This is a genomic window from Mesorhizobium sp. C432A, assembly GCF_030323145.1.
Taxonomy (GTDB): Bacteria; Pseudomonadota; Alphaproteobacteria; order Rhizobiales; family Rhizobiaceae; genus Mesorhizobium.
The window spans coordinates 3,808,247-3,823,117 of record NZ_CP100470.1; the positions used below are offsets into that span (position 1 = coordinate 3,808,247).

Here is a 14,871-nt window from a genome sequence, read left to right on the forward strand (position 1 = left end):
GGCAGCGTGAAGCCGGCTTGGCAGTTGCCGGGATGGCCCAATTCCGTGTTTCTGGACAGGGTGGGGCGTGCCCGCTAAAAGGCCAAGTCGATCTTCTAAAAAGCAGAGACCAGTGTCCGCCGGCCGTGCCGGCGGTTTTCGCGAAAAGGCAGCAGTCATGAGTGGCGTGAACGAGATCCGGTCGACATTCCTCGACTATTTCCGCAAGGAGGGCCACGAGGTCGTGGCCTCGAGCCCGCTGGTGCCGCGCAACGACCCGACGCTGATGTTCACCAATGCCGGCATGGTGCAGTTCAAGAACGTCTTTACCGGCCTGGAGAAGCGGTCCTATTCGCGCGCCACCACCGCGCAGAAAAGCGTCCGCGCCGGCGGCAAGCACAACGACCTCGACAATGTCGGCTACACCGCGCGCCACCTGACTTTTTTCGAAATGCTCGGCAATTTCTCCTTCGGCGACTATTTCAAGGAGCGCGCCATCGAACTGGCCTGGAACCTGATTACCAAGGAGTTCGGGCTGAACAAGGACAAGCTGCTGGTCACCGTCTATCACACCGATGACGAGGCGGCCGGCTTCTGGAAGAAGATCGCCGGTTTCTCCGACGACCGCATCATCCGCATCCCGACCTCCGACAATTTCTGGGCGATGGGCGACACCGGACCGTGCGGGCCGTGCTCGGAAATCTTCATCGACCGTGGCGAGCACATCTGGGGCGGCCCTCCCGGCAGCCCGGAGGAGGACGGCGACCGCTTCCTTGAATTCTGGAACCTGGTGTTCATGCAATATGAGCAGGTCACCAAGGATGAGCGCATCGACCTGCCGCGGCCGTCGATCGACACCGGCATGGGCCTGGAGCGCATGGCCTCCATCCTGCAAGGGGTGGAGAGCGTCTTCGAGACCGACCTGTTCCGTCATCTGATCGATGCGGCCTCGTCAGCGCTCGGGCAGGGCCCGGACAAGGAGACGGTCGCCTCCTTCCGCGTCATTGCCGATCATCTGCGCTCGTCCTCCTTCCTGGTTGCCGACGGCGTGCTGCCGTCGAACGAAGGCCGCGGCTATGTGCTGCGCCGCATCATGCGCCGCGCCATGCGCCATGCGCAGTTGCTCGGCGCCAAGGAGCCGTTGATGTGGAAACTGGTGCCGGCGCTGGTGCGCGAGATGGGCCAGGCCTATCCCGAACTGCTGCGCGGCGAACAGTTGATCACGGAAACGCTGAAGCTCGAGGAGACACGCTTCCGCAAGACGCTGGTGCGCGGCCTCGGCCTGCTCTCGGAGGCGACGGATACGCTGCACGCCGGCGACATGCTGGACGGCGAGACGGCGTTCAAGCTCTATGACACGTACGGCTTCCCGCTCGATCTGACGCAGGACGCACTGCGCCAGCGCAACATCTCGGTCGACCTTGCCGGATTCACCCATGCGATGGAGCAGCAGAAGGCCGAAGCGCGCAAGCATTGGGCTGGCTCCGGCGACGCGGCCACCGAGACCATCTGGTTTTCTATACGCGAGAAGGCCGGCGCCACCGAATTCCTCGGCTACGAGACCGAACAGGCGGAAGGCCTCATCCAGGCGCTGGTCAAGGACGGCAAGACCGTCGATAGCGCCGGCAAGGGCGACGTGGTGGCGGTGGTCGTCAACCAGACGCCGTTCTATGGCGAGTCGGGCGGCCAGATGGGCGACACCGGCATCATCTCCGGCGAAGGTTTCTCGATCGAGGTTTCCGACACGCAGAAAAAGGCCGACGGCCTGTTCGTGCATCTGGGCAAGGTGACGAACGGCACGGTCAAGCCAGGTGCAGCCGTCGAGCTGAAAGTTGACCATGCGCGCCGCACCCGGCTGCGTGCCAACCATTCGGCAACGCATCTGATCCATGAGGCGCTGCGCGAGGTGCTGGGCACCCATGTCGCGCAGAAAGGTTCGCTGGTCGCGCCCGAGCGCCTGCGCTTCGACATCTCGCACAACAAGCCGATCTCGGCCGAAGATCTCGAAGAGGTCGAGCGCATGGCCAACGAAATCGTCGTCCAGAACAGCCCGGTGACGACGCGGCTGATGTCGGTCGACGACGCCATCGCCGAAGGCGCCATGGCGCTGTTCGGCGAAAAATACGGCGACGAGGTGCGTGTCGTCTCGATGGGCACCGGCGTGCATGGCGCCAAGGCCAATAGACCCTATTCCGTAGAACTTTGTGGCGGCACCCATGTCCGGGCGACCGGCGATATCGGCCTGGTGCGTGTCGTCTCCGACAGCGCGGTCGCCGCCGGCGTGCGCCGCATCGAGGCGCTGACCGGCGAAGCCGCACGAAAATATCTCGACGAGCAGGACAGACGCCTGAAGGCAACTGCGGCCGTGCTGAAGATCTCGCCGGCCGACGTGCCGGCGCGTGTCGAGGCGCTGCTCGAGGAACGCAAGAAGCTCGAGAAGGAACTGAGCGAAGCCCGCAAGAAACTGGCGCTGGGCGGTGGTGCTGCGGCCGATGCTCCGGCCACCACCGAAACCGTCGCCGGTATCGGCTTCCTCGGCAAAGCGGTTTCCGGCGTGTCGCCGAAGGATTTGAAGCCGCTGGCCGATGCCGGCAAGACTTCGCTCGGCTCAGGCGTCGTCGTCTTCGTCGGTGCGGGCGAAGACAACAAGGCAAGCGTCGTGGTCGCAGTGACGGACGATCTCGTCGGCCGCTTCAGCGCTGTCGATCTTGTGCGCGTTGCCTCGGCCGCATTGGGCGGGCAGGGCGGTGGCGGACGGCCCGACATGGCGCAAGCCGGCGGCCCGGACGCCTCGAAGGCCAATGATGCGATCGCCGCGGTGAGGGCGGCGCTGGAGGCAGCCTGAAAGCCACCCTATGCCTTATCTGGTTTTGTGTGCGGCTTTCCGGCCTTCGCCGCCGTGCTTGCCATTCTGTGGCTGATAGTGGCAAGCCGGCAATCAGCTCTTAGACGGTCCGTCTAGCTAGTTCTTTTCGCCGCCTTCAGGGCGCGCGTCATTCTGCTGGAATCGCCCCAGGTGGACAGCCAGATCAGCACGTCCGTGGCGATCGAAATCAGCGACCGTAAAAAGTTCAGCGCCGGGCCGGGCGATTTCAGCTGCTCTTCGGCGTGATGGAGATGGGCGAGCTCTTCCTCGCGGATCGCCAGGATGATGCCGTGCAAGTCGTGGTCGCGATTGGCGAGGAAAAACAGCTGATCGTCCAGATGGCGATGCACCGCCGCTTCAACCGCCGCCGTGCAGGCCCAGATGCCTTGCGGACCGAGCAGGGCGGTGACAAAACCCAGCACCCAGCCACCCCAGCTCCAGCATCACCCGGCACGGTCGCGACCGCCGCGCCGGCATGGCGGCGCGGAACGCAGCGCAATGCGTGCGCTCGTGCCCAAGCATCTCCGACAAGGATGGCACGCAATCCGGCCATAAGCGCCTGGCGACAAGAATCTGCGCCGAATAGATCCTGATCGCACCGAACTCACCGGCGTGGTTGACCCTGACAATTCTGGCGACGGTGAGCGCGTCCTGGCGAGATGGGTCAGCCATGGCCGAACCCATATCAGCCTGCCGCCAGGCTCGGACGTTTTGCGATGCCCTCCCACCAGGCCTGGATGTCGGCGAACGCCGCAAGCAGCTTTTGCCCGTCGGCGACCTTGACGAAATAGGCGATGATGGATGCCGCATGCAGGTCGGCCAGCGTCAGCTGGTCCCCGAGCAGCCACGGCCCGGGAGGCTTGAGTGCGGTGAGCACCCGCAGCACCGTTTCCGCCTGGCGCAGCCCGTTGGCGACCAGTGCCTCGTCTGGCGCTTCCTTCTCAAGCCGCTCGACGGCGACGTCCCAGACCATCGATCTGTAGGCATAGGCGTCGAGCATGCCGATGATCTGGTTCATCGTTGCGCGGGTGCGGGCGTCTTTTGGCTGCAGTGCCGGGCCGTCGCACGCCTCGTCGACATAGCGGGCGATTGCGCTGGTTTCGAACAGGCGAAACCCGCCGTGCTCGAAGGCCGGAATGCGGCCGAAAGGGTGATGCTCGAAGTACCAGGCGGGAGTGCCCTCGGCGGCAAAGACATCGACCGGCACAAGGTCGTAGTCGATGCCTTTTTCCGCCAGCACGAGGCGGACGATGCGCACATAGACGCTGTAGTCCGCCCCGTAGACGACCGGCTTGGCCATGGCTGCCGGCTTACGCCATCGCCTTCTGCAAATTCTCGTCGATCTTGTCGAGGAAGCCGGTGGTCGACAGCCATGGTTGGTCGGGACCGATCAAGAGCGACAGGTCCTTGGTCATGAAGCCGCTCTCAACCGTCTGGATGCAGACCTTCTCCAGCGTGTCGGCAAATCGCTTCAACTCGGCATTATCGTCGAGCTTGGCGCGGTGGGCGAGGCCGCGCGTCCAGGCGAAGATCGAGGCGATCGAATTGGTCGAGGTTTCCTCGCCCTTCTGGTGCTGGCGATAGTGGCGCGTCACGGTGCCGTGCGCGGCCTCCGCTTCCACCGTCTTGCCGTCCGGCGTCATCAGCACGGAGGTCATCAGGCCGAGCGAGCCAAAACCTTGCGCCACCGTGTCGGACTGGACGTCGCCGTCATAATTCTTGCAGGCCCAGACATAGCCGCCAGACCATTTCAGGGCGGAGGCCACCATGTCGTCGATCAGCCGGTGCTCGTACCACAGCTTCTTCGCCTTGAACTCGGCCTCGAATTCAGCCTCGTAGACCTCCTGGAAAATGTCCTTGAACCGGCCGTCATAGGCTTTGAGGATGGTGTTCTTGGTCGAGAGATAAACCGGATAATTGCGCAGCAGGCCGTAATTCAGCGAGGCGCGGGCGAATTCGCGGATGGAGTCGTCGAGATTGTACATCGCCATGGCAACACCGGCGCCGGGTGCGTCGTATACGTCGTGCTCGATCACCTTGCCGTCCTCGCCGACGAACTTGATGGTCAGCTTGCCCTTGCCGGGGAAGCGGAAATCGGTGGCGCGATACTGGTCGCCGAAGGCATGACGGCCGACGATGATCGGCTTGGTCCATCCCGGCACCAAACGCGGCACGTTCTTCATGATGATCGGTTCGCGAAAAATCGTGCCGCCGAGAATGTTGCGGATGGTGCCGTTGGGCGACTTCCACATCTTCTTCAGCTTGAATTCCTCTACGCGCTGCTCGTCGGGCGTGATCGTCGCGCATTTCACGCCGACGCCCCATTTCTTGATGGCATTGGCCGAATCGATGGTCACCTGGTCGTTGGTGGCGTCGCGGTGCTCGACGCCGAGGTCGTAATATTCGAGCTTCAGGTCGAGATAAGGGTGGATCAGCTTGTCCTTGATGAACTGCCAGATGATGCGGGTCATCTCGTCGCCGTCGAGCTCGACGACCGGGTTCGCCACCTTGATCTTCGCCATGAAAAGAATGCCTCGCTTTTGGGGAACTAAACGGCCTTGCCCGCATGGCTTCGGCCGGGGATGCGGAGCGTATATCAAAGCCTATTTGGCCGCGCAAACGCCGATCCGTGCAGAATGGGTCGTCTGTGCCGCGACCGGTGTTTTGCAAAAGCTTCATTTTGCCGAGCGGATGTGGCAGGGAACGCTGAAATGCCGCAAACAGCAGTTCATTGAGATCATGTCCGCCGTCGATCATCCTGAAAACGCATCCGCCGCCGGGCCGGCGATCATCCTGGTCGAGCCGCAGCTCGGCGAGAATATCGGCATGGTTGCGCGCGCCATGGCCAATTTCGGCCTTGCCGAACTGAGACTGGTCAACCCGCGTGACGGCTGGCCGAGCGAGAAGGCGCGCGCCGCCGCCAGCCGCGCCGACCATGTCATCGATGCCGTAACAGTGTTCGGCGACCTGGCGTCCGCCGTCGCCGACCTCAATTTTGTCTTCGCCACCACGGCGCGCGAGCGCGACGGCTTCAAACCCGTGCGTGGTCCGGTCGAGGCGGGCAGGGCGCTCAGGGCGCGTCAGATGGCCGGCCTGCGCACCGGCATCTTGTTCGGCCGCGAGCGTTTTGGGCTCTACAATGACGAGGTCGGGCTGGCCGACGAGATCGTCACCTTCCCGGTCGTCCCCGGCTTTTCGTCGCTCAACATCGCCCAGGCCGTGCTGTTGATGTCCTATGAATGGATGAAATCCGGCCTGGAGGACGAGACGGCGACCAATTTCTCCAGTCCTGAAATGAAGCCGGCGAGCAAGGAAGAGTTGCACGGCCTGTTTGCCTATCTCGAAGGCGCGCTCGAAGCGCGCGGTTATTTCCGCCCGGCGCCCAAGAAACCCAAGATGGTCGACAATCTGCGCGCCGTCTTGACGCGCGCCGGTTTCGCCGAGCCGGAACTGAAAGTGCTGCGTGGCATCATCTCGTCGCTCGACCGGTTTTCGCCGGCCATGCCGCGCGGTGACGGCTCGCCGGGAGACGATCCAAGGCGTTTGCCGGCCGCTGCGCGAAAACGCCAGGCAGACAAAGAAGATTAGAAATCGCTAAGCTTCGAACGGCTGAAGTAACCGAATTTTATTTGCCTCTCGTCCATTGTTGTCAAAACGGTGGGGTGGCAAATGTTCACGTCCAAAATCGGCCGTATGCGCTTCTTCTTCTATTCGCTCGGCGTAGCCCTGCTCGAGGCCGTTCTTGCTGTGCTGTGCATCGTTGGCACGGTCGGCTTTGAGGGGCTGGTCAACTCGGCGCCCGGTCCATTGCGGCAAGGGATGGCAGGCGCGGTTCTGGTCGTTTCCCTCCTGGCCGTGGTCATGCGTGCCAACATCGCCTGGCGACGCAGCCGCGACGCCAACGGCAAAGCCTGGATCCTGTGGTCCTACATCGTGTTCTGCGCCATCTACGCCTTTCTGCAGGCAGGCACGCTGCTGGTCATCGATTTCAACAATCCGGAAAGCACGTCCAGCGGTTTGAACCTGCTTGCGCTGTCGATCTTTGGCCTTTGGTGCACGATTCTGGTGGCTAAGCCGGTGGCGGGCATCAATATCGACGAACTGACATCGGTTTTCGATTTCGATGGCGATACGCCCATGCCTGCGGCATCCGGCCGGATGGCCAGCAGCACGGCACAGTCTTCTATGCGCAACGCCACACCGGCCACGCGCTCGGTGCCGTCCGCCCAGCCTCTGGGCCGTCCGCGGCCCGCCGGCTTCGGCAAGCGCGGGCTCTAGAGCAACCGAGGCAAGGTCGTCTTCGCCGGCTTTGCATGGAAGTTGCTAACATTCGCCACTTCAAGGCCATGATGGTTGCAGATAGAACGGCATTGGCCAATGACCGCCAAGCCTTCTGATCCAGCCTCTTTCATGGTCCGTTATCAATGAGCCACCGTCCGATCCTGATGTTCGATTCCGGCGTTGGAGGATTGACCGTGCTGCGCGAAGCGCGCGTGCTGATGCCTGACCGGCGCTTCGTCTACGTCGCCGATGACAAGGCCTTTCCCTACGGCGCCTGGGAAGAGCCGGCGCTGCAGGCCCATATAGTCGAGCTCTTCGCCAAGCTGCTCGACCGTTTTGATCCGGAAATTTCGGTCGTCGCCTGCAATACCGCTTCGACGCTGGTGATCGATGCGTTGCGGGAAAAATTCCCTGGCCATCCCTTTGTCGGCACCGTGCCGGCAATCAAGCCGGCGGCCGAGCGCACCCGGTCCGGGCTGGTCTCGGTGCTGGCGACGCCGGGCACGGTGAAGCGCCAGTACACGCGCGACCTGATCGGCAAATGGGCGCAGAAATGCCATGTGCGGCTGGTCGGCAGCAACAATCTCGCCGGACTGGCCGAGGCCTACATGCGCGAGGGCTTTGTCGACGAGGAGGCCGTGCGTGCCGAGATCGCACCGTGTTTCGTCCAGCATGACGATTTGCGCACGGACATCATCGTGCTCGCCTGCACGCACTATCCGTTCCTGGCCAATCGCATGCGCAAGACCGCGCCCTGGCCGGTCGACTGGATCGACCCGGCCGAGGCGATTGCGCGGCGCGCTCTGTCGCTGCTTCCGGCTGTCGACGGGCCATTGCCGCAAAGCGAGCCCGACATCGCCGTCTTTACCTCGGGAAAGGCGGACTTCGCCATCGGCCGGCTGATGCAGGGTTTTGGATTGAGCGCGCGCTAATGCATGTCGCCCAAAAGTGCGCAGCGGTTTTGGGACAACGACATGCATAAAACGAAAAAACTAAAGCGCGTCGCCGACGCGCTTTAGGCAGGCTCGAAGACAATGACGCGCCGATCCGGATCGGCCGAAACAAGCCTTAGCGTCAGGCCATCGCCCTGCCTGAACCCTGAGGCCTTCACATTCGCAACGACAGGCATGTCCGAGAGCTGAACGCGCACACGCTGATCACCGACGTCGGTGACGACGGCTTTGAATGTTTCACCCATGCGCCCCCTCAGCATCACCGCCTCGGCAAGGTCGATGGCCGCGTGGTTGATCTGCGAGGCGCGGGCGCCTGCGCGGCCCATCACCTTCGGCAGTCTGGAAAACGCCTCGGTAACGGCTTGCGGCACCGGCTGGCCGTTGACGATGGCCAGCACGCAGCGCACGACATAGCGATCGGCCAGCCGCCTCAGGGGCGCGGTGGCGTGGGCATAGGTCGCGGCCATCGCCTCGTGCCAGGGGACAACGCCTTCTTCATAGGGTTGGTAGGAGGCACCGGAGCCGGCGCGGCGGATTTCCAGCATCAGCGCTGCCTGTTGCATGTTCGTCGGATCGAGGGTTCGCTGATAGTCGGACAGGCTGATCGAAGGAGGCCAGGACAGGCCTAAGGCCCGTGCCGCGCTGCGCAGTCTTTGTACTTTGGAAGCATCGGGCGGCGCCATCACCCGGAACAAGCCGGTCCGGTGTGCCAGCATAGCGTCGGCAATCGCCATGTTGGCGGCCAGCGAAAGTGCTGCGTTGTCTTGCTCGGATTGCAGCAGCGGTCTGAACGCAAGCTGGAACGTGCCATCGGCAAGCTGTTCCACCTCCTGCTCGGGCGGGTCGACGCGCGAAGCACCACGACGCTCTTCGGCCGCCGCCATGCGCCGCGCGATTTCGGCGAAGCCGACTGGGACGTCGGCGGCCTGCACGCTGTCATAGGCGAGCTTGGCGCGGCTTTGAATGATTGCCCGCTCCGCGCCATCCAGCCTTACCGCTCCGTCGTCGGCGATCCGGACCGTGAAGATGACAGCCGGACGCGGACCGCCGGGCAGCAAGCTCGCGGCGCCCTCGGCAATCACCCGGGGATAGAGCCCGGCCTTGCCGTCCGGCAAATACAGGGTTTCGCCCCGCGCCCAGGCTTCGCGATCCACCGCGTCGCCGTCCGCGACGAACCAGGCTACGTCGGCAATCGCATAGTGCAACAGAAGGTCGCTACCGCTCGCTTCGATCGAAAACGCTTGGTCAAGATCGGTGGAAGCCGCGGGATCGAGCGTCACGAAGGGCATCGCCGTGCGGTCGGCATGCTGGTCGGGCACGCGCCTGGCCGCCGTTTGTGCCATGGCCATTACATCAGGGGGAAATCCCTCCGGCACATGGAACTCGGTGCGGATTTTCGCGAGGCCGGTAGCGAGTGCCTGCGAGGGATCGTTCAACGATTTCATGGCGCCGTCCTACACCGGCGTTGCGGGCACGGGAAGGTGGTTTTGCCGGCAGTGCCGGCCGACCATGGGCTGGCATGAGCGCGGAACGGAAGTTGACCGCCAGCGCTGGAACCGTCGCCGGAGCGCAACGTTTCTTCCTCTGGCAGCAAAGGAGGAGCCGATATGCCTGCAACCTCAAAAGCACAGCAAAAGGCCGCTGGCGCAGCCCTGTCGGCCAAGCGCGGCGAGACCAGGAAGAGCGAACTTCAAGGCGCGTCGAAGTCGATGTACAATTCGATGAGCGAAAAACAGCTCGAGGAATTCGCAGAGACCAAGCGCAAAGGCCTGCCGGAGAAGAAATCGGCAGACTGAAACCTTGAACCGAGTCGATAAACAAAGCCCGTGGCCGAAACCACGGGCTTCTTCGGTTCAGGCCAAGCCCGAAACCCCTGACGTCACCAGCAGCGCTTCACCTTGTAGCGGATGACCTTCTTGTGGCCATGCCGCCAGATGACCTTCTTCTTCACCACGACATGGCAGGTCTGACGATGCTTGTGGCCCTGCCAATGCTTGGCCATCGCTGGCTCGGGCACGGCGATCGACATCGTCCCGGCCAGGACGGCCGCACCGACCAACGAGAGGAAAAACTTCTTCATGCGACTTCGGGCTCCTTTGGCTCCAGTCCCTTCCTAAATGCCGTCGGCGCAACAACCTCCCGCCGCATCCGGCACGGCACTCAACGCCAAAGACGTGATATGGTTGCCGGGCCCAGCGCCAGCGACGCGCTTGACTCTGCTCAAATCTCCGTTTAACGAGCGCACCAACACCGGGCCGCAATGCCCGGTTGTTTCTTTTGCATGGCAAGCCCGGGGAAGCAGGTTTATCGTTTCCTGGGTTTTGTCTAGACTGACGTGTCCCGTGGGTTTTCCGCCGCGTTGCGTGGGAAAACCCTGTCAGGCCTCGAAAACGGAGGCCAGAGGAGGGCGCGTTTCCTTCACCCGGACCATGAGGCTCCGGGTGGTTTGTTTTGAAAGGGAATGCGATGAGCAAGCGCGAATCCGCGAAGTACAAGATCGACCGCCGTCTCGGCGAAAACATCTGGGGCCGCCCGAAGTCCCCGGTCAACAAGCGTGAATACGGCCCCGGCCAGCACGGCCAGCGCCGCAAGGGCAAGCTTTCCGATTTCGGCCTGCAGCTGCGCGCCAAGCAGAAGCTGAAGGGTCACTATGGTGATGTCTCCGAAAAGCAGTTCCGCAAAGTCTATGAAGAGGCTGATCGCCGCAAGGGCGACACCTCCGAGAACCTGATCGGCCTGCTCGAGTCGCGTCTCGACGCGGTCGTCTACCGCTCCAAGTTCGTGCCCACCATTTTCGCGGCTCGCCAGTTCGTCAACCACGGCCACGTCAACGTCAACGGCAAGCGCGTCAACATCGGCTCGTACCGTTGCAAGCCGGGCGATGTCGTCGAAGTGCGCGAAAAGTCGAAGCAGCTGGTCATCGTGCTGGAAGCGGTCGGCCTCGCCGAGCGCGACGTGCCGGACTATATCGAAGTCGATCACAACAAGATGGTCGCGACCTTCTCGCGCATCCCCGGCCTGGCCGATGTTCCGTTCGCCGTGCAGATGGAGCCGAACCTGGTCGTCGAATTCTATTCGCGCTAAGCGATCGCTTTTCTGCGATACTGGAAAGGGCCGCCCGTCGAGGCGGCCTTTTCTTTGTCGGCCATGTCCGCTAATCCGGCACTCTCGGCTATGGAAAGCGACAAGCCATGAACATGCTGGCAGACATCGAAACAGTTGAACCGATTGCTGAAGGCGGCTTCCATCCGCTGTTTGCCGAAGTGCCGTCTTCCGTCGAGTTCAACAAACTGCGTAAGCGGCTGTTGCGGTTAACCCGTCAGGCGGTCGAGGATTTCGCCATGGCGAGGCCCGGCGACCGCTGGCTGGTGGCCTTGTCCGGCGGCAAGGATTCCTACGGGCTGCTGGCCGTGCTGCTCGATCTCAAATGGCGCGGGCTGCTGCCGGTCGAGCTGCTGGCCTGCAATCTCGACCAGGGCCAGCCGAATTTTCCGAAGCACATTTTGCCCGACTACCTCGATGCGCATGGCATTGCCCATCGCATCGAGTATCAGGACACCTATTCGGTGGTCACCGACAAGCTGCCTCAGGGCAGCACCTATTGTTCGCTGTGCTCGCGGCTGCGGCGCGGCCATCTCTATCGCATCGCGCGCGAGGAGGGCTGTTCGGCGCTGGTGCTCGGCCACCACCGCGAGGACATTCTCGAAACCTTCTTCATGAATCTGTTCCATGGCGGCCGCCTTGCCGCCATGCCGCCAAAGCTGCTCAACGACGACGGCGACGTCATGGTGCTGCGGCCGCTGAGCTACTGCGCCGAGGTCGATCTGGAAAAATTCGCCGCCGCTATGAAATTCCCGATCATTCCCTGCGATCTCTGCGGCAGCCAGGAAGGCCTGCAGCGCAACGCCATGAAGGCGATGCTGGACGATATGGAAAAGCGCATGCCGGGCCGCAAGGATACGATGCTGCGCGCGCTGTCCAACACCAGGCCGTCGCATCTGCTCGACAGAAAGCTGTTCGACTTTGCCGCCCTCAATGGCAGCCTCAGCACAGGACAAGACATTTCCGATGATATTTGACGACCAAGCGATCGACTGGCTGGCCGAGCTTCTCGCCGATGCAGCCAGGGCCGAAATCATGCCACGCTTTCGCCGGCTGGGCGAGGGCGACATCAGACAGAAGACCTCGGCTGCCGACCTGGTGACCGAGGCCGACATCAACGCCGAGCGGCTGATCACGGCCAGGCTGCGCGAGCGCTATCCCACGGCGATGATCGTCGGCGAGGAAGCCTGTTCCGACAATCCGGCGCTGCTTCAGGGGCTCGGCGATGCCGACCTCGCCTTCGTCGTCGACCCGGTCGACGGCACCTTCAACTTCGCCTCCGGCGTGCCGCTCTTCGGCGTCATGCTGAGCGTCGTCGTCAAGGGCGAAACCGTCGCCGGTATCATCCATGACCCCGTAGGCCGGGACTGGCTGATCGGCGCCAAGGGCGCCGGCAGCCATATCCGCCATGCGCATGGCGCGCTGGAGACGGTGCACGTCGCCGATGCCGTGCCGATCTCGCAGATGACCGGCTCCGTCTCCTGGCAATATCTGGCGGAACCGCAACGCTCGCTCCTGGCGCGCAACCAGACCAAGACCCTGTCGCAGTTCGGCTATCGCTGCGCGGCACATGAATACCGTCTTCTGGCCAGCGGCCATGCCCATTTCGTCGTCTACAACAAACTGATGCCGTGGGACCATCTGGTCGGTGTGCTGATCCACGCCGAGGCCGGCGGCTACACCGCGCGGATCGACGGTAGCGCCTATCTGCCCTCGCATATCGACGGCGGCATTCTTGTCGCCCCGGACAAGGAAAGCTGGCAGGAGTTGCGCAGGGAACTCTGGGCGCAATAGTCGGTCCAACTGCCGGTAGACGCTTTCGTCAAGTATATTGGCTCTGTTATAGTGGTCCAATCTCTCGCGAAGCCGGAGCCGCGAAATGAAACATCGGTCCGCAATTGTCGCAACGGCACTTGCACTTGCCCTGGTCGCCTGCGCCACTGAGGCACGATCGCAGGAGCGCGCGTGTCGTAGCCCCGATCCCATCGACACCATCGACGAAATGTTCGACGCGATCTTTGCCTGTTGGCAGCCGCCGCCTGGAAGTGCTGGCCTGACCCTGACGCTGAGTTTTTCAATTCGCAAAAACGGCACGCTGATGGGCAAGCCGCGCGCCACTTTCTCCCATATGGGAGATGATGCCTCGCTCAACCGGGTCTTTGTGTCATCCGTGCTCGAAGCGCTCGACAAGGCTCTGCCGATGCCGCTGTCGGACAGCATGGGTGGCGCCATCGCAGGGCGCCCGCTGTTCCCTCGTTTCACGGCAGTGATTGGCGGCGCATCCTGAAACGCGTCGCATAAAGGTGGATGCGGTTTTGAGACCAACAATCTCAAGGCGCGTCGCTCAATGCAGGTCGGTGACGTGCCCTGAAATGGGTGGGTTGTGCGGCTGGAACATCTTGCCGCGCTCGGCGATCAGGATCATCAGCAGGGCCGCGACCGAGACGCTGCAGAAGCCGGCGGCAAGCGGCGTCACCGTGCCGTTGAAGGCCTGGCCGATCAGCGTGCCGAGGATGCCGCCGAGAAAAGTCTGCATGAAGCCCAGGATGGACGACGCGGTGCCCGCCAGTTGGCCGAGCGGTTCCATCGCGAGCGCGTTGAAATTGGCGCCGAGCGCGCCGAACGGGAGCATCGCACTGGCGAAGAAGGTGATGAACAGCCAGAGTGGCATCTTCATTTGAAGCGAAACGGTGAGCCAGGCAAGGCTGATCACCAGGAACAACAGCAGTGCGCTCTGCGACAGGCGGCGCATGCCGATGCGGCCGACCAGGCGCGAGTTGAGGTAGTTCGAAAAAGCGAGAACGCCGGCGACACCCGCGAAGATGACAGGAAACAATTCGCCGACATGAAAAATGTCGACATAGATCTGCTGTGCGGAGGCGATGAAGCCGAACATGGCGGCGAAAATGAAGGTGCTGGCAAAGGCGTAGCAAAGCGCCATGCGGTTGGTGAGCACGATGCGGAAACCACCGACGACGGATGAGACTGTCAGCGGCCGGCGGTACTCCGGATGCAGCGTCTCCGGCAGCCGCAGCAGCGACCACGCCGACACGATCAGCGCTCCGACGGCCATGGTGACGAAGATCCAGTGCCATGTTGCGAACAGCATGATGAACTGGCCGATCCCAGGCGCGATCACCGGGATGGCCATGAACACCATGAAGATCAGAGACATCACCTCGGCCATGCGCCGACCGTCGAACGTGTCGCGCACGATCGAGACGGCGATGACGCGGGTCGCCGCCGCACCGATGCCTTGCACCAGCCGGCACAGCAGCAGGACGGCGAATGACGGGGCGATGGCGGCAGCTGCCGCCGCCACGACATAAATCGCCAGCCCGGCAACGAGTGGCGCGCGGCGCCCGAACCGGTCCGAGATCGGTCCGAAGAAAAGCTGTCCGCCACCGAAGCCCAATATATAGGCGGTGATCACATACTGGCGGTGGTTTTCATTCTCAACGCCAAGCGTGGCGCCGATTTGCTGCAGTGCCGGCAGCATGATGTCGATGGCCAGCGAGTTCAACGCCATCAGTGCCGCGCAAAGCGCGATGAATTCCCAGCGCGGAATAGGCAATTTGCGTGCCTGTTGCGGCGCTTTTGCTGGCTGGTCCACGGCGGGTCCGATCTTCAAAACGAATATGCGCCGGCATGCCGGCGCATAAGTTCGTCCTCACTCCGATAGGGGGAGGT

Annotated in this window: 16 protein-coding genes; 9 read left to right on the top strand and 7 right to left on the bottom strand. The window is 62.8% G+C overall.

All coding sequences use genetic code 11. The features are described 5' to 3' along the window. Nucleotides 1-157 precede the first annotated feature (157 nt). Entirely contained in the window at nt 158-2,824 is a 2,667-nt protein-coding gene (gene alaS, locus NLY33_RS18380) for an alanine--tRNA ligase (RefSeq protein ID WP_286438817.1), read from the top strand. 113 nt (nt 2,825-2,937) lie between these two features. Here the strand turns inward: alaS and NLY33_RS29670 are convergent, their stop codons facing one another. From NLY33_RS29670 to NLY33_RS18395, 4 genes are read right to left on the bottom strand one after another with little or no spacing between them, the layout of a single operon-like run. Further along, a complete protein-coding gene (locus tag NLY33_RS29670) occupies nt 2,938-3,267 on the bottom strand; it encodes a demethoxyubiquinone hydroxylase family protein (protein WP_023706446.1) in 330 nt (109 codons plus the stop codon). Then, nucleotides 3,203-3,529, bottom strand: a complete 327-nt coding sequence (locus NLY33_RS29675; protein WP_502882061.1) for a demethoxyubiquinone hydroxylase family protein — start codon at nt 3,527-3,529, stop codon at nt 3,203-3,205. The genes NLY33_RS29670 and NLY33_RS29675 overlap by 65 nt, the downstream gene beginning before the upstream one ends. Nucleotide 3,530: 1 nt before the next feature. Next, on the bottom strand, nt 3,531-4,145 hold the full coding sequence (locus NLY33_RS18390; protein WP_023706447.1) for a glutathione S-transferase family protein: 615 nt from the start codon (nt 4,143-4,145) through the stop codon (nt 3,531-3,533). A 10-nt stretch (nt 4,146-4,155) separates the two neighbouring features. Then, nucleotides 4,156-5,367 (bottom strand): NADP-dependent isocitrate dehydrogenase, encoded by a 1,212-nt coding sequence (locus NLY33_RS18395; protein ID WP_023669114.1) that lies wholly within the window; start codon nt 5,365-5,367, stop codon nt 4,156-4,158. Nucleotides 5,368-5,584: 217 nt separating this feature from the next. Here NLY33_RS18395 and NLY33_RS18400 point away from each other — a divergent pair, with 217 nt between their 5' ends. From NLY33_RS18400 to murI, 3 genes are all read left to right on the top strand, one after another. Beyond that, nucleotides 5,585-6,433 (top strand): RNA methyltransferase, encoded by an 849-nt coding sequence (locus NLY33_RS18400; protein ID WP_023669113.1) that lies wholly within the window; start codon nt 5,585-5,587, stop codon nt 6,431-6,433. Between the two features lie 81 nt (nt 6,434-6,514). Next, nucleotides 6,515-7,123 carry a DUF805 domain-containing protein gene (locus NLY33_RS18405; RefSeq protein ID WP_023706449.1) on the top strand — a complete coding sequence of 203 codons (609 nt, stop codon included), beginning with the start codon at nt 6,515-6,517 and terminating at the stop codon, nt 7,121-7,123. 146 nt (nt 7,124-7,269) lie between these two features. Beyond that, nucleotides 7,270-8,058, top strand: a complete 789-nt coding sequence (gene murI / locus NLY33_RS18410) for a glutamate racemase (protein ID WP_023708642.1) — start codon at nt 7,270-7,272, stop codon at nt 8,056-8,058. A gap of 83 nt (nt 8,059-8,141) precedes the next feature. Here murI and NLY33_RS18415 read toward each other — a convergent pair whose 3' ends face one another. Continuing rightward, nucleotides 8,142-9,524, bottom strand: coding sequence for an RNB domain-containing ribonuclease (locus NLY33_RS18415; protein ID WP_023709319.1), 1,383 nt, complete (start codon nt 9,522-9,524; stop codon nt 8,142-8,144). 162 nt (nt 9,525-9,686) lie between these two features. Here NLY33_RS18415 and NLY33_RS18420 point away from each other — a divergent pair, with 162 nt between their 5' ends. Beyond that, the gene (locus NLY33_RS18420; RefSeq protein ID WP_023684876.1) at nt 9,687-9,875 is read left to right on the top strand and encodes a DUF3008 family protein; all 189 of its coding nucleotides are present in this window, start codon (nt 9,687-9,689) and stop codon (nt 9,873-9,875) included. An 83-nt stretch (nt 9,876-9,958) separates the two neighbouring features. Here NLY33_RS18420 and NLY33_RS18425 read toward each other — a convergent pair whose 3' ends face one another. Next, nucleotides 9,959-10,159, bottom strand: coding sequence for a hypothetical protein (locus tag NLY33_RS18425; protein WP_023690200.1), 201 nt, complete (start codon nt 10,157-10,159; stop codon nt 9,959-9,961). Between the two features lie 386 nt (nt 10,160-10,545). Here NLY33_RS18425 and rpsD point away from each other — a divergent pair, with 386 nt between their 5' ends. From rpsD to NLY33_RS18445, 4 genes are all read left to right on the top strand, one after another. After that, nucleotides 10,546-11,163, top strand: coding sequence for a 30S ribosomal protein S4 (gene rpsD / locus NLY33_RS18430; RefSeq protein ID WP_023669107.1), 618 nt, complete (start codon nt 10,546-10,548; stop codon nt 11,161-11,163). 107 nt (nt 11,164-11,270) lie between these two features. Further along, complete coding sequence (gene ttcA / locus NLY33_RS18435; RefSeq protein ID WP_023706452.1) at nt 11,271-12,158, top strand: tRNA 2-thiocytidine(32) synthetase TtcA; 888 nt, start codon at nt 11,271-11,273, stop codon at nt 12,156-12,158. Further along, nucleotides 12,148-12,975: an inositol monophosphatase family protein gene (locus NLY33_RS18440; RefSeq protein ID WP_023684879.1), complete on the top strand. Its 828-nt coding sequence runs from the start codon at nt 12,148-12,150 to the stop codon at nt 12,973-12,975. Before ttcA ends, NLY33_RS18440 begins: the two co-directional genes overlap by 11 nt. Nucleotides 12,976-13,060: 85 nt before the next feature. Continuing rightward, nucleotides 13,061-13,468, top strand: coding sequence for a UCP034077 family protein (locus NLY33_RS18445; protein WP_023706454.1), 408 nt, complete (start codon nt 13,061-13,063; stop codon nt 13,466-13,468). 57 nt (nt 13,469-13,525) lie between these two features. Here NLY33_RS18445 and NLY33_RS18450 read toward each other — a convergent pair whose 3' ends face one another. Beyond that, nucleotides 13,526-14,794 carry a multidrug effflux MFS transporter gene (locus NLY33_RS18450; RefSeq protein ID WP_023684881.1) on the bottom strand — a complete coding sequence of 423 codons (1,269 nt, stop codon included), beginning with the start codon at nt 14,792-14,794 and terminating at the stop codon, nt 13,526-13,528. Nucleotides 14,795-14,871 lie beyond the last annotated feature (77 nt).